21 protein-coding genes are annotated in these 20,336 nt (G+C 72.6%); 11 read left to right on the top strand and 10 right to left on the bottom strand.

What is annotated here, in order from left to right:
- Positions 1-154: 154 nt before the first annotated feature.
- Positions 155-1,486 (bottom strand): hypothetical protein, encoded by a 1,332-nt coding sequence (locus ACZ6IM_RS17000; protein WP_052838657.1) that lies wholly within the window; start codon positions 1,484-1,486, stop codon positions 155-157.
- 421 nt (positions 1,487-1,907) lie between these two features.
- On the opposite strand from ACZ6IM_RS17000, the gene ACZ6IM_RS16995 reads away from it, so the two are divergent.
- Both ACZ6IM_RS16995 and ACZ6IM_RS16990 read left to right on the top strand, forming a co-directional pair.
- Positions 1,908-3,560 (top strand): TlrC/CarA/OleB/SrmB family ABC-F type ribosomal protection protein, encoded by a 1,653-nt coding sequence (locus ACZ6IM_RS16995; protein WP_052838656.1) that lies wholly within the window; start codon positions 1,908-1,910, stop codon positions 3,558-3,560.
- Positions 3,561-3,648: 88 nt separating this feature from the next.
- Entirely contained in the window at positions 3,649-3,921 is a 273-nt protein-coding gene (locus tag ACZ6IM_RS16990) for a DUF4190 domain-containing protein (protein WP_052838655.1), read from the top strand.
- A gap of 50 nt (positions 3,922-3,971) precedes the next feature.
- Here the strand turns inward: ACZ6IM_RS16990 and ACZ6IM_RS16985 are convergent, their stop codons facing one another.
- From ACZ6IM_RS16985 to ACZ6IM_RS16970, 4 genes are all read right to left on the bottom strand, one after another.
- Positions 3,972-4,397, bottom strand: a complete 426-nt coding sequence (locus tag ACZ6IM_RS16985; RefSeq protein WP_469557270.1) for a DUF6003 family protein — start codon at positions 4,395-4,397, stop codon at positions 3,972-3,974.
- Between the two features lie 252 nt (positions 4,398-4,649).
- Entirely contained in the window at positions 4,650-5,681 is a 1,032-nt protein-coding gene (locus ACZ6IM_RS16980) for an NAD(P)/FAD-dependent oxidoreductase (protein ID WP_469557268.1), read from the bottom strand.
- Positions 5,678-6,193, bottom strand: coding sequence for an isoprenylcysteine carboxyl methyltransferase family protein (locus tag ACZ6IM_RS16975; RefSeq protein ID WP_052838652.1), 516 nt, complete (start codon positions 6,191-6,193; stop codon positions 5,678-5,680). Before ACZ6IM_RS16975 ends, ACZ6IM_RS16980 begins: the two co-directional genes overlap by 4 nt.
- Before the next feature lie 9 nt (positions 6,194-6,202).
- Positions 6,203-7,420, bottom strand: coding sequence for a type III polyketide synthase (locus ACZ6IM_RS16970; protein ID WP_469557266.1), 1,218 nt, complete (start codon positions 7,418-7,420; stop codon positions 6,203-6,205).
- Here ACZ6IM_RS16970 and ACZ6IM_RS16965 point away from each other — a divergent pair, their 5' ends adjacent.
- The 4 genes from ACZ6IM_RS16965 (at position 7,421) to ACZ6IM_RS16950 (ending at position 11,050) form a co-directional block, all read left to right on the top strand.
- Entirely contained in the window at positions 7,421-8,281 is an 861-nt protein-coding gene (locus tag ACZ6IM_RS16965) for a UbiA family prenyltransferase (RefSeq protein WP_052838768.1), read from the top strand.
- A 202-nt stretch (positions 8,282-8,483) separates the two neighbouring features.
- A complete protein-coding gene (locus ACZ6IM_RS16960; RefSeq protein ID WP_052838651.1) occupies positions 8,484-9,428 on the top strand; it encodes an NADP-dependent oxidoreductase in 945 nt (314 codons plus the stop codon).
- Positions 9,425-10,036, top strand: a complete 612-nt coding sequence (locus tag ACZ6IM_RS16955) for an HD domain-containing protein (protein ID WP_469557263.1) — start codon at positions 9,425-9,427, stop codon at positions 10,034-10,036. The genes ACZ6IM_RS16960 and ACZ6IM_RS16955 overlap by 4 nt, the downstream gene beginning before the upstream one ends.
- Positions 10,037-10,159: 123 nt before the next feature.
- On the top strand, positions 10,160-11,050 hold the full coding sequence (locus tag ACZ6IM_RS16950) for an SDR family oxidoreductase (RefSeq protein WP_052838650.1): 891 nt from the start codon (positions 10,160-10,162) through the stop codon (positions 11,048-11,050).
- Between the two features lie 20 nt (positions 11,051-11,070).
- Here ACZ6IM_RS16950 and ACZ6IM_RS16945 read toward each other — a convergent pair whose 3' ends face one another.
- The 3 genes from ACZ6IM_RS16945 to ACZ6IM_RS16935 form a co-directional block, all read right to left on the bottom strand.
- Positions 11,071-11,511, bottom strand: a complete 441-nt coding sequence (locus tag ACZ6IM_RS16945) for a DUF2267 domain-containing protein (protein WP_469557261.1) — start codon at positions 11,509-11,511, stop codon at positions 11,071-11,073.
- A 61-nt stretch (positions 11,512-11,572) separates the two neighbouring features.
- Positions 11,573-12,004, bottom strand: a complete 432-nt coding sequence (locus tag ACZ6IM_RS16940) for a DUF2267 domain-containing protein (protein WP_469557259.1) — start codon at positions 12,002-12,004, stop codon at positions 11,573-11,575.
- 100 nt (positions 12,005-12,104) lie between these two features.
- Positions 12,105-12,542: an Hsp20/alpha crystallin family protein gene (locus tag ACZ6IM_RS16935; protein ID WP_052838647.1), complete on the bottom strand. Its 438-nt coding sequence runs from the start codon at positions 12,540-12,542 to the stop codon at positions 12,105-12,107.
- A 127-nt stretch (positions 12,543-12,669) separates the two neighbouring features.
- Here ACZ6IM_RS16935 and ACZ6IM_RS16930 point away from each other — a divergent pair, with 127 nt between their 5' ends.
- Positions 12,670-13,329, top strand: a complete 660-nt coding sequence (locus ACZ6IM_RS16930) for a hypothetical protein (RefSeq protein WP_052838646.1) — start codon at positions 12,670-12,672, stop codon at positions 13,327-13,329.
- Positions 13,330-13,383: 54 nt separating this feature from the next.
- The gene (locus ACZ6IM_RS16925) at positions 13,384-14,337 is read left to right on the top strand and encodes a phosphotransferase family protein (protein ID WP_052838645.1); all 954 of its coding nucleotides are present in this window, start codon (positions 13,384-13,386) and stop codon (positions 14,335-14,337) included.
- A gap of 94 nt (positions 14,338-14,431) precedes the next feature.
- On the opposite strand, the gene ACZ6IM_RS16920 is transcribed toward ACZ6IM_RS16925, so the two are convergent.
- On the bottom strand, positions 14,432-15,193 hold the full coding sequence (locus ACZ6IM_RS16920; RefSeq protein WP_052838644.1) for a ZIP family metal transporter: 762 nt from the start codon (positions 15,191-15,193) through the stop codon (positions 14,432-14,434).
- Positions 15,194-15,345: 152 nt separating this feature from the next.
- On the opposite strand from ACZ6IM_RS16920, the gene ACZ6IM_RS16915 reads away from it, so the two are divergent.
- From ACZ6IM_RS16915 to ACZ6IM_RS16905, 3 genes are all read left to right on the top strand, one after another.
- On the top strand, positions 15,346-16,650 hold the full coding sequence (locus tag ACZ6IM_RS16915) for an ATP-grasp domain-containing protein (protein ID WP_469557257.1): 1,305 nt from the start codon (positions 15,346-15,348) through the stop codon (positions 16,648-16,650).
- A gap of 16 nt (positions 16,651-16,666) precedes the next feature.
- Positions 16,667-18,715: a CocE/NonD family hydrolase gene (locus tag ACZ6IM_RS16910; RefSeq protein ID WP_052838642.1), complete on the top strand. Its 2,049-nt coding sequence runs from the start codon at positions 16,667-16,669 to the stop codon at positions 18,713-18,715.
- A 561-nt stretch (positions 18,716-19,276) separates the two neighbouring features.
- Entirely contained in the window at positions 19,277-19,570 is a 294-nt protein-coding gene (locus tag ACZ6IM_RS16905; protein ID WP_469557254.1) for a hypothetical protein, read from the top strand.
- 6 nt (positions 19,571-19,576) lie between these two features.
- Here ACZ6IM_RS16905 and ACZ6IM_RS16900 read toward each other — a convergent pair whose 3' ends face one another.
- The gene (locus ACZ6IM_RS16900; RefSeq protein ID WP_052838640.1) at positions 19,577-20,242 is read right to left on the bottom strand and encodes a helix-turn-helix transcriptional regulator; all 666 of its coding nucleotides are present in this window, start codon (positions 20,240-20,242) and stop codon (positions 19,577-19,579) included.
- Between the last annotated feature and the right edge of the window lie 94 nt (positions 20,243-20,336).

The raw sequence follows: 20,336 nt of genomic DNA, 5'->3' as shown, positions 1-20,336 counted from the left end.
GCCGGGACTGCCGGTGTCTGCCGATCCGTTGCCGATGCGTCGCCCAGACTCACAGCTCGGGGCCGCCGTTGTGATCGCCGGGAGCCCCGTTCACCCGGCGAAACGATTTACTGCTGCGCCGATCAGTTGATCTCCGCGGGTTCACCGGATTTCGTCACGGACGCCGTGGAGCGCCACGCCGTGAACGCCGGGCTCGCCGCTCGGGGGTGGCGGCGTCCGGGGCGGACAGACGCAGCGATGTTCGACGGCGTGCCACCAGGCCGACCGCGATCAGCAGCAGGAACGGCAACCACGCGATCGCGTAGGCGACGCCGTAGTGGCGGATGTCCAGGATCGACCGGCTCGGGTCGACATCGCTGCTGTTGACGCCGAAGTACGCCAGCAGCAACGCGGGCGGGAGCGCGATGAGCGAGCCGACGGCGATCACCGCGGCCAGCACGCGGTCCCGGTCCTCGGCGTACTGCTGGGCCGCCGTCTCCAGGTCGACGCGGCGCGTCGCGAGCACGGCGTTCACGCGCTCGACGATGCGGGAGGTGTTGGCGAGCGCGTCCGCCAGTGACGAGACGTCGCGCAGGGACGAGTGGAAGCTCTCGACCAGCAACTCCGGTATGAGGATCGTGTCGGCGTACGCCTCGACGCTGAAACTCAGGTCCAGCTGGAGATCGTTGAGCCGGCGCGAGAGCTGCGCGACCAGGGCACGGGCGTCGTCCGTCGTCTCGACCGCCGCCGCCCGGTCGAGCTCCAGCGCCTCGAACGCCTGCCGCCGGATGCGGTGCACGGCCGCGACCGCGGTGAGGATGCCGGCGGCGGCCAGCCCGAACGCGTTCTCCACCGGCGGCGCGTAACCGACGATCAGCGACACGCCTCTGCCGTGCGCGACCATGGTCTGGCCGGCGTTGTTCAGCGTCTCGGGCCGCCGGATGCCCAGGGTGGCGCCGGTGTCGCTGTCCAGCGTGCCGCGCAGCACGATGGTCACCACATCCTGGCCGACCGTGTCGCCGGGTACATGCTCGGCCAACAGTGCCCGGGCCAGGGCCGCTCCGGGGAACACGCTCTGGTGGACGTTCCGCCCGAACTCGAGCGGCGTCCGGTCGGCGGGCCGGTCCGGGATGCCGTACGCGCGCAGGCGGGCGTCGAGCCACTCGGTCAGCGGCACGCCCTCGACGCGTGTGGCGGATCGGTTCTGCCAGGTGGCGTAGAGGGCCTCGGCGATCGCGTCCGAACCGGTGGCGTCGTCCGCGATCTCGACGTCCACGAAGAGCAGTGGGTCCCGGCGAGGCGTGACGGCCAGGGTGATGGCCGCAGCCTCGACCCGGACCGCGCTCGTCGGCAGCGCGATCTCGAGGACGCGCTCGTGCAGCACCAGCCGGGGCAGCAGCAGTTCGGCGGCCTCGACGTGGGCGGTGAACCGGCCGAGACCGAACGCCTCCGACAGCGGTCGCAGCATGTCGTCGGGCACCTGCACCTGCGGCGTGAGGTTGTACATCAACAGCAGGCGGGTGCGATTCCTGACCGCTGCGTCGGACCGTGGCACAACGTCCCCCTCCGGCCGGCATCCGTGTGGGGCAGCAGCCTAGGGGGCCACCGATCACCGGGTGGCGCTTTCGCGGACTCGGCACGGTGGTGGGGGAGTTGGCCGGGCCGCACAGGAGGTGCGCCGGCCCGGCGGCCAGGGCCGCCGACTCGGGAACGCGGTCCTCGTCGCGGCCGAGGACCCGGGAGCAAGTCGAGACGTATCGTCTTGCCCATCGGCCTGTGGTGGCGTACCGTCCTTCGCATGGGCTCCCTGTGAGATCACCGGCGCCGACCGCGTAGAGCACCGCTCCGCCGTCGTCGCGCCTCGCCGTGCAGCCATCCACCCCGATCCGGCCCGCGCCGAAACGCGTGCGGCCAGGAGGGACCCGATCTTGCACACCTCACAACTCACCCTTTGCCAGGTCACCAAGCGCTACCCGGGCCGCACCGTTCTGGACCGGATCTCCTTCGCGCTCAAGCCGGGCGAGAAGGCGGGGCTCATCGGTGACAACGGCGCCGGCAAGTCCACCCTCCTCAGGGTCATCGCAGGTCAGGAGCGCCCGGAGAGCGGCGACGTGACCGTGACCGCCTCCGGCGGGGTCGGCCATCTGCCGCAGACCCTCCCGCTCCCCCCGACCGCCACCGTCCAGGACGCCGTCAACCTGGCCCTCGCGGACCTGCGCGCACTGGAGGCGGAACTGCGCCGGGCCGAGCAGGCCCTCGGCGGCGGTGAGGATCCGGCGGCGCTCGCCGCGTACGCCGTGCTCCTCGGGCGCTACGAGGCCCGGGGCGGCTACGACGCCGACCGCCGGGTGGACATCGCGCTGCACCGCCTCGGCCTGCCGGCGCTCAGCCGCGAACGCCGGCTCGGCACCCTGTCCGGAGGGGAGCGCTCCCGCCTCGCCCTGGCCGGTGTCCTCGCCGGCCGCCCGGAAGTCCTGCTTCTGGACGAGCCGACGAACGACCTGGACGATCAGGCCGTGGAATGGCTGGAGGCACAGCTGCGGGCGCACCGCGGAACGGTGCTCGTCGTCACCCACGACCGCCTCTTCCTCGAACGTCTGACCACCACGGTTCTTGAAGTGGAGGCGGGAAGGGCGACCCGTTACGGCGACGGCTACACCGGTTTCCGAACGGCCAAGGCGGCGGAGCGCCGACGCCGTCTCCAGGAGTACGAGGAGTGGCGGTCCGAGCTGGCTCGCAACGACGGGCTGGCCACCGGTCACGCCGCCCGCCTCGACGCGATCCCGCGCAAGGCATCGCTGGCCAACTTCGGCCACGGCGGATTCCGGGCCCGTGGCCGGGCACACGGCGCCATGGCCCGAGTCCGCAACGCCCGGGAGCGGGTCGAGCGGCTGACCGAGAACCCGGTGGCACCGCCGCCCGACCCGCTGGTCTTCACGCCGCACATGTCCGCCGCCGGGGACGCCCTCGCGGAGCTTCCCGCCGTACGGCTGTCGGACGTGCGCCTGGGTGACCGCCTGCACCTGGGCTCCCTCACCCTCGGCCGTCGCGGCCGGCTTCTCGTCACCGGCCGCAACGGTGCCGGCAAGACGACGCTGCTGAAGCTGCTCGCCGGTGAACTGAGGCCGGACGAGGGCTCGGTGCGGGTGCCGGGCCGAGTGGGGCATCTGCGCCAGGAGGAGACGCCGTGGCCGCCGGACCTGACGGTGGCCGAGGCATACGGGCTGGGCCGCGTGGGTGCCGCCGACGAACACGCCGACGGCCTGCTTGCCCTCGGCCTCTTCCGCCCGGCGGAACTCGGCTTGCGCATGGGTGAGTTGTCGTACGGCCAACGCCGCCGTGTGGACCTGGCCCGGCTGGTCTCGGAACCGGCCGACCTCCTGCTCCTCGACGAGCCGACGAACCACCTGTCGCCGGCGCTGGTCGAGGAGCTGGAGGAGGCCCTGTCCGGGTTCACCGGGGCGGTCGTGCTGGTCACCCACGATCGCGCGCTCCGGAGGCGATTCCGGGGCGATCATCTGGAACTGCCGGCGACAGCGGAAGGGGCGAGCTCCAACTCCAGGCGTGGCGGCCGTATGTGACGGCACGTAGGTGTGAAGTCACTCCCACGGGCAACTCGAAGGTCACCCAAGGAGAAACCAACCGATCCACGACAACCTGGGAGAAATCATGTCGACCTACAGCAGAACGGGAGCCCGGAGGGGCGGCCGGACCAGCGGACTCGCGATCGCCGGACTGGTCTGCGGCATCGTCGGACTCTTCATCATGCCGATCATCCTGGGGCCGCTCGCGATCGTCTTCGGTGCCGTCGCACTGCGTCAGACCGGGTCCGCGATGGCCAAGTGGGCGCTCGGCCTGGGTGTGGTCGACATCCTGCTCATGATCGTGATGTTCGCCGTCGCCGCCGGCAACGGAGGCAGTCTCTCCTGGCACATCGGCTGACGCCGCTCCATCGCGGTACGCATCGGCGTGACGGCCGTCCCCGCCGGGGGCTAACGGCGGGCGATCGCCGTCACGGTGGTCAGGTCCTCCCCGGTCAGCTCCGCGATGCGGTGGGCCGGCACGCCGACCGCCAGCGCACGTACGAGCAGCGCCTCGCGCCCCTCCACACGGGAACGGTAGGCCAGCAGTTCCTCCTCCAGCCGTGCGACATCCTCCGGCGCGGCCCGGTGACGGACCTGGCTCAGCTCTTCCTCGCTGAGGGGGACCGGAAGGCGCTCGGCCTCCTCGGGGATGGCCGACGCCTCCTCGGGCGGCAGCAGGCGAAGGCCCGGGGACGAGACCGTGACCCCCTGCGCGTCCAGCCAGGCGCGGACCGCGGGCGTCTCCAGGCAGGCGATGCCGGGTACCGCGGCGAGCGGCACGCCGAGCGTCGGAGCCGTGCCGTTCAGCAGCACGAGGTAGGCGTCGTCGGTCATCCTCGGTTCCTCACGGGAGAAGGGGGTGGTGTCCTGACGATCACACCTGTACCCGCTGCCGCCCGTTTCACCAGCTCCCGCACGAGCCGGCCACTCCTGGCACCGCGGCTCGTCAAGGTGGGTCCCGGGACACGGTCACGCGGGGAGCATCCGTGTCACCGACAGCGGTGCGCCTCACCCGGTTCACGAAGTTTGAAATGGCGGAAATCCTCGGCGAGGGCGCCGATCTCGAAGCGGCCGCCGCGGAACAGCTCACGCCAGGGCGTTCACGGCTGCCGTGAACAGGCGGGGCAGGCGCGCGGCCGTGGGCATGATGTGGGGGGCGAGCGCGGGTTGCAGCCGGGCTCTCAACAGCACTTCGGTCAGCAGCCGGTGACGGCGGGTCGCCTGCCTCCAGTCGGTTTCGTAGCGGCGGGGTGTGCCCCGGCGCAGGTTGGTGACCAGAGCCTCGGCGCCGATGAGCGCGAGGGCGACACCCTCACCGGTCAGGGCGTCGACGTAGCCGGCGGCGTCGCCGACGAGCAGGACCCTCCCGTGGGCCCGGGTGCGGGCCCGCTGCCGCAGGGGCCCGGCGCCGCGCACCGAGGTGGTCGCCAGGTCCGGCGGGAGACGGTCGGCCAGTTCGGGGAAGTTCCCCAGCTGGGCGGCGAAAGAGGCTCGCCGCGTCGTCAGCACGGCGATGCCGACGAGCCGGGGGCCGATCGGGGTGACGTACGCCTCCGCGTCCCGGCCCCAGTGCACTTCGACGTACGGCGACCAGGGCGGCACCGCGTAGTGCCGGCGCAGCCCGTAACGGGGCGCGCCCCGGGTCCGCACCTCCAGGCCGAGGGAGCGGCGCACCCGTGAGTGCAGTCCGTCCGCCGCGACCAGCCACCGGGCGCGCAGCCCCGTACCGGGGACGCTCACGCCCGCGCCGTCCTGCCTGACCTCCGCCACGCGCAGCGGCAGCACGGGCACCCCGGCCGCCTGCACGGCGCGGTGCAGCATGCCGTGCAGGTCGGTGCGGCGGACACCCATCCCGGGACCGCGGCGGAACACGGCCTGGACCTGGCGGGCACCCTGGACGTAGCGGATACCGGTGAGGGGGACGCCCGGGACCTCCAGGCCGAGCGCGGCGAGGGAACGGACGGCGCCCGGCATCAGGCCTTCACCGCATGCCTTGTCGACCGGCGCCGGGCGCGGCTCGACGACGACGGCGTCGAGACCGGCGTGCGCGGCGTGCAGGGCGGTGGCCAGACCGGCGGGCCCGCCTCCGACGATCAGCAGGTCGTGAAGGGCACTCACGCGGGCGCCGCCTGAGTGAGTGCCGTGTTCTCACAGCGGAGGCGGACGGTGAGCAGCGCAGCGTTGGCCACGCTGAAGCCGGCCGCCGTGAGCCACGCCGAGTGCACCAGCGGCAGGGCGGCCACCTCCACCACGACCGCGATGTAATTGGGATGCCGCAGGAACCGATAGGGCCCGGCACCGACCAGTCGCGCTCCGGGAACGACGATGACCCGGGTGTTCCAGTACGGCCCGAGCGTCGCGATGCACCACCAGCGCAGCGCCTGCGCCAGGAGCGCGAGGGCCAGCATGGGCCATCCCAGGAAGGGCAGGAACGGGCGGTCGGCGAGCAGGGGTTCGAGCAGACAGCTGGCGAGCAACCCGGTGTGCAGGACGACCATGACGGGGTAGTGGCCACGACCGTGCTCCACTCCGGAGCGGGCCAGCGTCCACGCCGCGTTGCGGCGGGCGACGACGAGTTCGGCGACGCGTTCGGCGGCGACGGCGAGGACGAGCAGCGCGTACCACGACATGAGATCACCTCACCAGCGCAGGAGCACGAGTTCGGAGCAGAACCCCGGGCCCATAGCCATCAGCAGGCCCCACGTACCGGGCTCCGGTGGACGATGTGCTCGCAGGCTCTGCAGGATGTGCAGCACGGACACGGACGACATGTTCCCCGCCGCCGCGAGGGAGTGCCGTGCGGAGTCGAGGGCTTCGTCGGGCAGGCCCAGGGTCTCGCTCACCGCGGACAGGATCCTCGGGCCTCCTGGATGGCAGATCCAGCTCCCGATGTCGTCGACGGTCAGGCCGTGCTCGGCCAGGAACGCGCGCAGATGCCGACCGAAGTGGCCCCTGACGATGTCCGGGACACCGGCGTCGATCACGACGCGGAAGCCGCCGGCGCCGATCTCCCAGCCCAGGAGCCCCTCCGTCCCCGGATAGAGGTGACTGCGCGTGGCGACCACCTGCGGTCGACCCGCCTGTGCCGCCGTGCGGTCGCTGCCGCCACCGCTGCCGTTCGCACTGCCGCGTGCGACGAGTGCTGCCGCTCCGTCGCCGAAGAGCGCGCCCGCCACGAGGTTGGCACGCGAGCCGTCTCCCCGCTGGAGGGTCAGCGAGCACAGTTCCACGGTGAGCAGGACGGCGGTGTCGTCGGGATGCCCGCGCAGATGGTCGTGCACCCGGGCGAGCCCGGCGGCGCCCGCGACACAGCCGAGGCCGAACAGCGGAAGCCGCTTGACGTCGGGCCGCAGGCCCACGCGCCCGGCCAGCCGGGCGTCCAGCGACGGAGTGGCCACGCCGGTGACGGAGGCGAACACCAGCAGGTCGACGTCGGCCGGTTCCAGGCCCGCCTCGCGCAGCGCGCCCGTGAGCGCCTCCTCGCCCAGTGCGAGGCCCGACTCGATCCACGCGTCGTTGCTGCGCCCGAAGTCACCGAGAAGGGCGTACCGCTCGATCGGCAGCGCGAGGTGACGCGTACGCACCCCGGCGGACGCGTGCATACGGCGCAGTACGGCGCGGTCCGCTCCCGGGGGCAGGCACAGGTCGCCGATCGGCTCGGTGAGCTGGCTCTGGGCGTAGCGGTGCGGCGGCAGCGCGCACCGCACGGCGGCGACGGTGGGCCCCGCGGTGGGCGGCGGCGTCGGGGGCCGCGCGGTGGAGGGGGAAGCGGGCGGGGGAGGGGCATGCTCGACGATCACGGGGACACGCATGTCGTGCATGCCTTCCTCGGCCGGCGGTCCCACTACCGTGCGCATGTGTCACTCCACCCGTCCGGGGTTCTCCCGCGTTCGCCGAGCAGAGTCCTGGCGCTCCTGCGCTCCTGCCATCCGGAACCGGCGATCGCCGTGACCGTCTTCGTGTCGGTCCTGGCCGTGGGAGCGGGCCGCGGGCCGGCCGGGTCGGTGGCCGTGGCCCTGGCCGTCCTCGCCGGCCAGCTCTCGATCGGCTGGTGCAACGACGCCGTCGACGCACGGCGCGACACGGCCTGCGGACGCGGTGACAAGCCGGTGGGCACCGGGGAGCTTCCGCGTGCGGCCGCGGCCGGCGCGGCGGGAACGGCCCTGCTCCTGTGCGTACCGCTGTCCCTGGCGTGCGGGGCCGCCGCGGGGGCGGTGCACCTGGTCGGCGTCGCCGCCGGCTGGACGTACAACCTGTGGCTGAAGCAGACGGTCCTGTCACCGCTGCCGTACGCCGTGGGCTTCGCGTCCCTTCCGGCCTTCGTCACCCTCGGTCCGCCCGCGTCGGCCTGGCCCGCCTGGTGGGCCACGACGGCGGCCGCCCTGCTCGGCGTGGGAGCCCACCTGTCGAACGTGCTGCCGGACATCGAGGACGACCTCGCGACCGGTGTGCGCGGGCTGCCCCAGCGGCTGAACCGGCGGACGTGCCGGTGGCTGGCGCCGGCCGTGATGCTGACGGCGGTGGGTGTGCTGGCCGCGGGACCGCCCGGCGCGACCGGCATCACGGGCTGGGCGCTGACGGCGGCGGCCGTGGTCGCCGCCGTCGCGGGTACGGCCGTGAGGTCGGGGTCGCGCAGCCGGTGGCCGTTCCGGGCGGCCATCGTGGTGGCCGGCATCGCCGTGGCGCGACTGTTGCCGCTCGCTTCCGACATGACCTGAGGGAGTGGTCCATGACGATCCGAGGGAGTGGTTCCACGCTCCGCCGCGCCGTCCGGAAGTGGCTCGTCCGTCCGCCGTCGAAGTGGCCCACACGGGGCAAGCGGCAGGAGCATACGGTCGAGAGAACGACGCACGGTGTGCCCGCGTCAGCGCGAACGGGCATCGTGTGCCCGACGACCGCCGCTGCCCCAGAGGATCCCTTGTGCAAGCCATCACCGTCCACGACCGCGAGGCGGGTGCCCACGGGCTCGCCCTGACGGAACTGCCGTATCCGCACGCTGCCGAGAACGACGTCGTCGTGCGGGTGCATGCCGCGGGCTTCACCCGCGGAGAACTCGACTGGCCCGGTACCTGGACCGACCGGGCCGGTCGTGACCGGACGCCGAGCGTTCCCGGACACGAATTGTCCGGGGTGGTCCAGGAACTGGGATACGGCACCACCGGCCTCACCGTCGGCCAGCGGGTGTTCGGCATGGCCGACTGGACGCGCAACGGATCGCTGGCCGAGTACACCGCCGTGGAGGCCCGCAACCTGGCGCCCCTCCCCGCGGACGTCGACCACACCGTGGCCGCCGCCCTGCCCATCTCGGGGCTGACCGCGTGGCAGGGCCTGTTCGACCACGGTCGGCTGACCGCTGGGCAGACCGTCGTGATCCACGGCGCCGCGGGGAGTGTCGGATCGGTCGCGGTCCAGCTCGCGCGCGAGGCGGGTGCGCGGGTGATCGCCACCGGCCGTGCCGCCGACCGGAACACCGGTCTCGCCCTGGGCGCCGACGTCTTCCTCGACCTGGAGTCCGAGCGGCTGGAGGACGCGGGAGAGGCCGACGTCGTGTTCGACGTCATCGGCGGAGACATCCTCCACCGCTCGGCCGCGCTCGTACGTGCCGGCGGCACCCTCGTCACCATCGCCGCGCCCCCCGAGGTCCGGCCGGAGAACGGCCGGGCGGTCTTCTTCGTCGTCGAACCCGACCGGGCCGGGCTCACCGAACTCGTGCGGCGGGTCAGGGACGGGCGGCTCCGGCCGGCCGTCGGGGAGGTACGGCCGCTGGCAGACGCCCCCGCGGCCTTCGCGCCCGGCCGCGGCCGGCACGGCAGGACGATCATCCGCGTCGCGTCCGACAGCCCCGCTGTGGCAGGCGCCCGGTGAACGACATCTCGCTCGACGCCCTGCCCGTGCCGAGCACGCCGACGGCGGCCGCCGCCCTGGACGTGGCGACCGCCCACCTCTCCCCGGCACTGCTCAACCACTCCCTGCGTGCCTACGCGTGGGCGGCGGCCCGCGGCACGGCCAACGGCGTCTCCTTCGACCCGGAACTCCTCTACGTCGCCGCGCTCTTCCACGACATCGGGCTGGTGCCGGTCTTCGACAGCCACACCGTCGCCTTCGAGGAGGCGGGCGGACACGTCGCCCGGGTCTTCGCCGCCGGGGCCGGATGGCCGGCCGAGCGCCGGGCACGCCTGTCGGACGTGATCGTGCGCCACATGTGGCCACAGGTGGACGTCGCCACGGACCCCGAGGGCCACCTGCTGGCCCGCGCCACCGCGACCGAGGTCGTCGGCAAGGAGGCGGACGCCTACCCGCCCCGCTTCCGCGACGAGGTGCTGGACCGCTACCCGAGGCTGGACCTCGCCGCATCGTTCCTGGCGTGCTTCCGGGACCAGGCGGCGCGCAAGCCCGACAGCTCGGCGGCCGCAGCGGTGCGGTCGGGGCTCGCGGACAGAATGGCCGGCAACCCGCTCGACTCCCCCGCCTGAGTCCCGCGACGGCCACGGCGCTCGGCCGGGAACCGGACCGTCTTGCGAGGCCGGGACTTTTCGGACCGCCCGGCCAGGGCACACGGTCGCTGACCGCGCCGTAACGAGACCCGGGAGATCGACGTGGCGGACGACCCGCATCGCCAACAGGACCCCACTGATCAGTACCCTCGTCCGGACTTCGCCGGCCAGGACCAGCCGCACCCCGGTTGGACCGGGCCGATGGACCCGCCGCCCGACCACGGTGAGGAGTCGTACCGCGGGTCGGGGCGTCTGAGGGGCCGCAGGGCCGTCATCACGGGCGGTGACTCCGGCATCGGCCGAGCGGTGGCCCTGGCCTTCGCGCGCGAGGGCGCCGACGTGCTCTTCACCCACCTGGAGCAGGAGCGGGACGAAGCACGGGAGACGTCCCGCCTGGTGGAGGACGCCGGGCAGAAGGCCGTGGCCGTCTCGTGCGACATCCGTGAGGAGCGGAACTGCCGGACGCTCATCGACCGGGCCGTGGAGGAGTTCGGCGGCATCGACATCCTGGTGAACAACGCGGCCTACCAGATGTCCCAGCCGGACGGCATCGAAGCGATCACGACGGAGCAGTTCGACCGGGTGGTGCGGACGAACCTGTACGGCATGTTCTGGCTGACCAAGTTCGCGCTGCCGCACATTCCCGAGGGCGGCAGCGTCATCAACACCACCTCCGTGCAGGCGTACAAGCCCAGCCCGCACCTGCTGGACTACGCGATGACCAAGGGCGCGATCGTGACCTTCACCCAGGGACTCGCCCAGATGGTCGCGGAACGCGGAATCCGGGTGAACGCGGTGGCGCCCGGCCCGGTGTGGACTCCGCTGATCCCGGCGACGTTGCCGGACACGGCCGAGTTCGGGAAGCAGAGCCCGCTGGGCCGCCCCGCGCAACCGGCCGAGCTGGCACCGGCGTACGTCTACCTCGCCTCCCAGGAGGCCGGATACGTCACCGCGGAGATCCTGAACGCCACCGGTGGGACGCCGCTGCCCTGAGAGGGCTTCGCCGGTGGTGCTCAGGCCGCCTGGGTGAGTTCCGCGCGCCCGAAGAGGATCGCGTAGCCGGAGGGCAGCTGGGCGAGGATGCGGTCGAGCAGGTCCGGACCGGCGAGGCGGGCGACGACGGCCAGGACCGAGCCGACGTCCCAGCGGGTGGTGGCCAGGGTGCCGCCGGTGCGGGTGGCGAGGTCCCTGACGAAGGCCCAGCCGGTCATCGAGTCGGTGGCGGGGATCTGGGCGGCGAAGATCTGCGCCGCCTCGCGGGGGAGACGCGCAGCCAGCTCGACGCGCTCCTCGCCGGTGATACGGCGCCCGAGGGCGGCCAGGACCCTGGTCACGACGTCCTCGGCCCGCTCCCGGGTGGGATAGGCGCCGTGGTAGCGGACCTGCTCCAACATCTGGACGAACGACATGGCCGGCTCGGTGACGAGGGGCGTCGGCGCCGTCTGGGACTGCATCGGTGAAGGGTGCCTTTCTCAGTTGTGGGGCGGTGGCCCCTGGTCGATGGAACGGGAAGGGTCAGGCTCCGGGGGTGCGGGCAGCCGCGCGCGGGACGGTGCCGTCCTGCGCGCGGCCGAACAGCAGGTCGTATCCGGGCGGGAGCTGGAACAGGATGCGGCGGGTCAGTTCCTCGCCTGCCGCGTCGGCGGCCACGCTGAGCACGGCCCCGACGTCCCAGGTCGCGGTCTGTTCGGTCGCTCCCTCGATCCACGCCGCGGTGGCCCGCACGAACCGGTCGGCGGACAGCGGCTCGGTGGCCTGGAGCGGATTGAGGAGAATCAGGGCGAAGCCCTCCGGGAGCCTCGCAGCCAGTTCGGCCCGCACCTCGCCCACCAGGTGGGCGCCCAGGAGGGCCAGCACGGTGCGCGCCGCGCGGTCGGCCTCGGCACGGGTCGGGTACTCACCGAGTTCCTGTACTCGGTCGAGGAACACGTTCCACGGCATGGTCATCGGAATCCTCCTTCCCCTGGGCAGTGCGTACCCGCGGGCGGGCGGAGGGCGGGAGGCACGGGATGTCCCGCCCTCCGCCGCCGGGAGCGCGGCTCCCGCCTCAGCCGGAGATCTCCTTGTGGTCCGCGCCGGCGCCGATCGAGATCTTGCGCGGCTTGGCCCGCTCGGCGATCGGGACGCGCAGGGTGAGGACACCCGCGTCGTAGTCGGCACTGATGTGCTCGGTGTCGAGAGTGTCCGCGAGCACCACCTGGCGGGAGAAGACGCCGAAGGGGCGTTCCGAGAGCTCCATCTGGACGTCGTCGCCCTTGGCGGCGGGACGGCGTTCGGCCCGGACGGTCAGCATGTTGCGCTCGACGTCGATGTCGATCGCGTCCCGGTCCACCCCGGGGAGGTCGAGCGCGATCACGTACACGTCCCCCTCGCGGTAGGCGTCCATGGGCATCGCGGACGGCCGCGACCAGGTGCCGGACGTGCTGGGGAGCAACTGCTGGGTGAGCCGGTCGAGCTCACGGAAGGGGTCGGTGCGCATCAGCATCGTGAAACACCTCCAGTTCGAGCGGATCCGCTCATGCGCTGCTTCTTGCTTTTCTTGTAGCATGTCATCGGAACGATGACAAGCGACGGTGTCGTCACAAGGGTGACACCGGCGTCGGGAGGTGACCATGGCCGTAGACCCGCAGGAACCCGTATCCCAGCCCGTGTCCTTCCTCGCCGCCGAGGCAGCGCTGGCGGCGATCGAGGAGGCGGTCCACAGCGCCCAGGAACCGCCGCGCGGAAAGCAGCCCGGCGGCGAGGTCAGCTCCGACCAGGCGCTCGCCGCACTGCTGCTCCTGCGCCAGATGCGCGACCAGCTCGCCGGGTGGGAGACGGGCCTGATCGAGACCGCCCGCGAGGCGGGCGCGAGCTGGGCCGACCTGGCCCGTCCCCTCGGCGTCGCCAGCCGGCAGGCCGCCGAACGCCGCTACCTGCGCCTGCGCCCCGGCGCCCCCGGCAGTACCGGCGAACAGCGCGTCCAGGCCGCCCGCGACCGCCGCGCCGCCGACCGCGCCGTCACCACCTGGGCCCGGGGCAACGCCGCGGACCTGCGTCAGCTCGCCGGCCAGATCACCGCGCTCGCCGGCCTCCCGGCCCGGGCCCGGACTCCGCTGGTCCAGGCACTGGGCCACGACGACGCCGCCGGACTGATCGGGCCGCTGTCCGGTGCCCGTGAGCACCTCAGCGCACACCACCCGGAGCTGGCGGACCGCATCGACACCCTCACCCGGCGCACCGACCGGCTCCGTCGCACCGGCGGCAGCGAGGACCGGCCGCCCGGGGAATGAGCCGTACGACGAAAGGCTTTGCGCATACCGCCGTCCGGATGATGGGGTGGCTCGGTGAGCACGCGCGACGATGCGGCGGCCGTACGGCCGTCGGCCCTGGCCTGGGTGAGCCGGCACCTGGAGAGCGGCGAGCGGATCGTCGGAACCGAGGCGCTGCACGGCGGCATCACCGCCGAGATGCGGCGGCTGACCATCGCCGGGCAAGACGGCGGCACCCGTGACCTGGTGCTGCGGACCTTCGTCGACGTGGAACACGCCGAGGACTGGCTGCACAGGGAGGCCGGGGCTCTGACCTCGCTCGCGGGGACCGGAGTGCCGGCCCCCGGACTGGTCGCGGTCGATCCTGCCGCCGCGCATTGCGAGTACCCGTCGCTCCTCATGACGCATCTGGCGGGCCGGACGGTCCTCGACGACGAGGGAGTGCGGCTGCGCCTGCCCGCGCTGGCCCGTCACCTGGTGTCGATCCATGCGTTGCGACCCGCGGAGCGGCCCCGGGGCCATGTGGCGTTGACGACCGCCGACACCGTCGTGATTCCCAGGGGCGCCGACACGGCGGCATGGGACGCGGCGATCAAGGTGATCCGCGGGCCGGCGCCGCCCTGGGAAGGGCGGTTCCTGCACCGCGACTTCCAACCCGGCAACGTGCTGTTCGAGGAGGCGCCCACCCGCCCTGCCGGACCCCGGATCACCGGAGTCGTCGACTGGGCAGGCTGCTCCTGGGGCCCGGCGGACCTCGACGTCGCGCACTGCTCCACCATCCTCGCGCTGCTGCACGGTCCGGTCTGGGGCCTGCGGTTCGCCGAGGAGTACGAGGAGGCCGGCGGGGTGCTGGCCGCGTCCGCGAGCGAGCGGCTGTACTGGCAGGTGCGGGACGGGCTGGCGTCCTCGGAAGAAGTGCGGTCGGTGTCCCGGCCCTGGCGGGAGGCAGGCAGGACGGACCTGACGCCACGGGTCGTGGAGGAGCGGCTGGACGCCTATGTCACCCTCCTGCTGGACACGTTGGGCTGAGCCCGGCCGATGAGGGCACGGCGCGGTTGCCGCCACGACCGGTCAGGCGAGGCCGCCGCGGTACCGACGGCGCTGATGGAGGCACCGGCCTGCTTCAGGCGTGGGAGAGCGCGAAGGAGACGAGGAAGCCGCTCACCGTGACCAGCCCGATGGCCAGGTGGGCGTCTTCGAAGGCTTCCGGGATCATGGTGTCCGCGATCATCGCGAGGATCGCTCCGGCCGCCACCGCGGTGACGGCGGCGACGACGGCGGGGGAGAGGGCCCCGACGACGGCGTAGCCGAGGACCGCCGACACGGTACTGGCGGCCGCGATCGCGCCCCACACCCCGAAGACGTAGGTCGCGCCGCGGCCCGCTCGCTTCATACCGGCGGAGCTCGACAGGCCCTCCGGGACGTTGCTGATGAACACGGCCGCCACCGTGACCGTGCTGACCGCGCCGCCGTCGAGGAGGCTCACCCCGATCACGGCCGATTCCGGCACACCGTCCAGGAGCGCCCCGAGCGCGAGAGCCAGTCCCGAGCCGCCCTGTTGGGCCTCGGAAGGCTGCGTGTGCGCGGTGTGGTGGCCGGACCTCTTCCGGTGCCGGGCACCCCGGCGGGCCAGCCAGAGGCCGCCGAGGGTGTAGGCGGTCGCGCCGATGATCGTGCCGATCGCCGCGGGCCCCAGTCCCGCCTGGTCGTAGGCCTCACCGACGAGTTCGTAGGAGACCGCGGAGAGGAGCACACCGGCGCCGAAGGCCATCACCGCGGCGATCACCTTCTGCGGCACCCGCACTCCGAACCCGACCACCGCGCCCAGCAACAGCGCCGATCCCGCCAGCAATCCCCACAGTCCCGCCTGCACCACGTCGGTCATACGTGGGCCGGTACCCCGCGGCCCCCCCGTCGAGTCCGACACCCGTGGAAGAGGGTGCAGACGTATCCAGCAGCGACGGCCGGAGGTTGTCCGGGACGCAGCGGGGTACCCAGTCGATCTTGAGAGGAGCGACGTGTCTTGAGAGGAGAGACGTGTCCGAAGAGAATGTGAAGAACGTCTTCGTCGTCGGCCTCGACGAGGCGAACCTGCCGACGCTCCAGGCCGTACCGGGCGCCCGATCACTGCGCTTCCACGGCCTGTTGACGGTGGAGGAGCTCCAGGACGGCGAGGTCTCGGTACCCGACATCCTGGAGAAGGCCCAACGGGAGCTGGACGCCTTCGAGGGAAGCATCGACGCCGTCGTGGGCTACTGGGACTTCCCGGTCAGCACCCTGGTGCCGATCCTCGGCGAGCGCTACGGCACCCGCACCACCAGCCTGGAGTCGGTGGTCAAGTGCGAGCACAAGTACTGGAGTCGGCTGGAACAGCGGGAGGTCACCGACTGCCACCCGCGTTTCGGCCGCGTCGACCTGCGGGCCGACCCGCCCCGCCCGCCGGAAGGCGTGCGGTTCCCGATGTGGCTCAAGCCCGCACTGTCCTACTCCTCCGAACTCGCCTTCGGCGTCGCTGACGAGGAGGAGTTCCGCAAGGCCGTCACGGAGATCCGGGAGGGCATCTCCCGCGTCGGCCGCCCCTTCGAGCGCATCCTCGACCGCATCGACCTCCCGCCCGAGATGGACGGTGTCGGCGGCCGGGTGTGCCTCGCCGAAGAGGAGTGCTCGGGCCTCCAGGTCGCCGTGGAAGGCTATGTGCACCAGGGCGAGGTGACCGTCTACGGCACCCTGGACTCCATCGACTATCCGGACTCGGCGTGCTTCCTGCGCCACCAGTACCCCTCCACCCTCCCCCCACAGGTCATCGGGCGGCTGCACGACGTCACCGAGCGCGTGATGCGCCGCATCGGCTTCGACTCGGCGACCTTCAGCGTGGAGTACTTCTACGACCCGAGCAGCGAGCGGATCAACCTGCTCGAGATCAACCCGCGTCACTCCCAGTCGCACGCCGAGCTGTTCCAGTACGTGGACGGGGTGCCGAACCACCACCCCATGCTGGCCCTCGCCCTGGGCGACGACCCGGCCATGCCGCACCGTCAGGGGCCCTACGCCATGGCCGCGAAGTGGTACCACCGCTGGTTCACGGACGGTGTGGTGCGCAACGTGCCCTCGCCCGAGACGATCGCGCGGATCGAACGGGAGACACCGGGCGTGCGCATCCACGTCCTCCCCGAGGCGGGGCAGCGACTGTCCGACCTCTCCCAGCAGGACAGTTACAGCTACGAGGTCGCGCACATCTTCACCGGCGGGGACGACGAGGACGAGCTGCGCCGGAAGTACGACCACTGCGTGGCGGCCCTCGGGCTCACCTTCGACGAGCCCGACGCCGGAGCGCGAGGATAAGGAGTACGCCGTACCCATGCGTTACGTGACCCAACTGCCCCACGAGACGAGGGAAGAAGAGCACGTCGTCATCCCGATGTCCGACGGCGTCCGCCTGTCGGCGCGTGTGTGGCGGCCCCTGTCGTCCGACCACGAACCCGTGCCCGCGGTACTGGAGTACATCCCCTACCGCAAACGGGACCTCACCGCCGTCCGCGACTCCGTCCACCACCCGTACATCGCGGGGCACGGCTACGCGTGCGTCCGCGTCGACCTGCGCGGCACCGGTGAGTCCGAGGGGGTGCTCCGGGACGAGTATCTGGAGCAGGAACAGCGCGACGCCGAGGAGGTGCTGGCGTGGCTCGCCGACCAGCCCTGGTGCGACGGCGGCACCGGGATGATGGGCATCTCCTGGGGCGCCTTCGCCGCCCTCCAGGTGGCGGCCAGGCGGCCGCCGAGCCTCAAGGCCATCGTCATCGCCTCCTTCACGGACGACCGGCACGCCGACGACATGCACTACATGGGCGGCGCGATGCTGTCCGACAACCTGGCCGAGGCGGGCACCATGTTCGCCTACGCCACCTGCCCGCCCGACCCGGCCGTCGTCGGCGACCGCTGGCGGGAGATGTGGCACGAACGTATGGAACACACCCGGCCCTGGGTGCTCGAATGGCTCCGGCACCAACGCCGCGACGACTACTGGCGGCATGCCTCGGTCGCCGAGGACTACCAGGCCGTCCAGTGCCCCGTCCTCGCCTCCAGCGGCTGGGCGGACGGCTACTCGAACGCCGTCACCCGGCTGCTCGCCCACCTGGACGTGCCCCGCAAGGGGCTGATCGGCCCGTGGTCGCACAAGTTCCCCCACCTTGGCGAGCCGGGTCCCGCCATCGGCTACCTCCAGGAGGTGGTGCGCTGGTGGGACCACTGGCTCAAGGGCGTCGACAACGGAGTCATGGACGGCCCCATGCTGCGCACCTGGATGCAGGACAGCGTGCCGCCGTCCACGTCGTACGAGGAACGGCCGGGACGCTGGGTGGCGGAGCCGTCCTGGCCCTCGCCGAACGTCCACCCGGTCACGCACCCGCTCAGCCGGCACCGCATCGAGGACCCGGTGGCGCAGCCGTCGGACCACGGCGGGACGGCCGGGGCGGGCGACGTACTGACCGTGCGGTCGCCGTTGTCCGTCGGTCAGTTCGCGGGCAAGTGGGCCTCCTACAACGCGCCCCCCGACCTGCCCTACGACCAGCGTGAGGAGGACGGCGGTTCCCTCGTCTTCGAGACCGATCCGCTCACCGAACCGCTGGAGATCCTGGGCTCACCGACCGTGGAACTCGACCTGTCGGTCGCCGAACCGGTCGCCATGGTGGCCGCGCGCCTGTCCGACGTACGCCCCGACGGAGCCGCGACCCGGGTGACCTACGGGCTGCTCAACCTCACGCGCTGCGAGAGCACCGAGCAGCCCGAGCCGCTGGAACCCGGCCGCCGCTACCGGGCCACCGTCCACCTCAACGGAGTGGCGCAGTCCTTCCCGCCCGGACACCGGATCAGGCTGTCCCTGTCCACCTCCTACTGGCCGCTCGCCTGGCCGCCGCCGAGGCCCGCCGAGCTGAGCGTCCACGAGCGGTCCAGCACCCTCACCCTGCCGGTCCGGCCGACGCACCGCCCCGACGACACACCCGCCGACCCGTTCGGCGTCCCGGAGGGGACACCGCCGCTGACGACGACCACGCTGACCCCTCCGGAGGAACGCTGGGAGGTGCGGCGCGACCTGATCGACTACGCCGCCGAACTGGACATCGTCAAGGACCGGGGCCTGGTCCGCTGCGACGACATCGGCATGGACGTCGGCTGCCGGGCCCACGAACGGTACGCGGCGACGGCCGACGACTTCACCTCGGCGCGTGGCGAGTCGACCTGGACCATGCGCTTCGGGCGGGACGACTGGGACGTCAGCGTCGTGACCCGCACCCGGCTCAGGTGCGACGAACAGAGCTTCTTCGTGGACGCCACCCTCGACGGCTACGAGGCGGACCGCCGCGTGTTCTCCCGCACCTGGAACGAAACGGTGCCGCGGGACCTGCTCTGAGCGTGCTGCACTCCGCGGCAAGGAGGCCTGCGCTCCCCGCCGACGACGGGGGCGTCTCCTCCCGGCACAGTGAAGCGGCGGCACCCGAGGGGGGAAGCGTCGGCGGCGCGGCGTTCGCGGCACGGGGCGGGGGAGGCGGCATGCAGGGGACGGCACTGGCGAGAGCCGCGCTGGAGGAGATCGCGAGGCCGCCGCGCGGAGACGGTGGGGAACGGGCCCGGCTCAGGAAGCTGGTGACCGAGCGGCTCGCCGGCAGCGAACTGGGAGCCATGGCTCTGGCCCGGCTGGAGGACAGCCCGGGCGAAGACGCGGACGCGGTGGCGCGGGTGGTCCTGGCCGAGGCCGTGCACGCGGACGCCGCCTTCGCGTCGGAGCTGAGGGAGACGCTGGTCCGAGTCCTGGGGGAGCGGGCGCTCACGGCCGCCCCGTCCGTGCCGCCCCGGCCGGATTTCGCCCCGGCCGTCGACCGGCCGCCGGCACCGGCGCTGCCCGGGTATGTGCCCCTGCTGGTGCGGCCGCCGGTGCTCCAGGAGGCCCCCCCGACGTCCCTCCGTGTGGTGGGTGATCTGGCTCGGACTGCCCCAGAGCCTCGTACTGCTCTACGTGGTGGTGGCGATCCCCGGGTTCGTCGGCGAGGAGTACGCATGGCCGGCCCTCAGCATGTTCTCGGCCGCGGTCGGTGTCGTGCTCGCCGTCGTCGGGCTGGCGCGCCGCCCCGTACAGGGCATGCCGATGACCGGATTGACCGTGGGGCTCCTGCTCGACGCCGGGCTCGCGGTCTTCTGGCTGCTGGTGCTCACCGGCCGCATCGACATCAACGACGTGGTGGACGGGATCAATTCGATGTCGTGGTGAACGGGCTCACGCGGTGCCGGGCGGCTCGACGACCACACAGCAGCGGCCGGGGCGGGGCGTCGGCACCGCCCGGCCGGGCGGTTGCCCGCCGGCTTCCAGCAGGCCTCGTACCAGGTGCAGGTTCAGCCAGCACACCAGTTCGGTGTGCTCCCGGGCGAGCCGGTGGAAGGGGCAGTTGCGCAGGTCCACGCCTCCCTCGGCGGTCGTCGCGGGCTCGTAGCCGCAGCCGCGCAGCGCGGCCGTCAGGTCCTCGCCGCCGGCCGACCGGCCTGCCGCGTGCGCGGCTGCGGCCACCGCCTCCCGCACCGCACCGGAGCCGTCGGCGGCGACGGCCTCGGCCAGCACCCCGGCCAGCAGGCCGTAGTCGCGGGGCGGCACGCTGGCGGACAGCTCTTCGTCGGAGCGTGTGTAGCGCTTGGCCGGGCGGCCCGCGCCCGGGCCACCGCGTCCGGCGGCCCGGCCGTAGCTGGTGTCGAGCAGGCCCGCGTCGGCGAGTTTGTCCAGGTGGTAGGCGGCCAGTGTGCGGCTGATCCCGGCCGCCTTCGCGGCGTCCTCCCGGCCGACGGGCTCGTCGCGGGTGCGCACGTAGTCGTACAGCCGGCGCCGCACCGGGTCGTCCAGGCTGCTCAGCTCGCTGATGGCGTCCCTGCCGTGGTCCTCGTTCGTACCCACACCGTCAATGTAACACCAATGAGATTTGACAAATTACGACGCCCTGGTCAGCCTGTAAAAACAACGAACCTTGTTGATACAGGGAGGGCGCCGG

It is taken from the genome of Streptomyces sp. NPDC042336 (genome assembly GCF_055581985.1).
The sequence above is the reverse complement of the archived record's forward strand: the minus strand, read 5'-3'. Positions and strand labels throughout refer to the sequence as shown.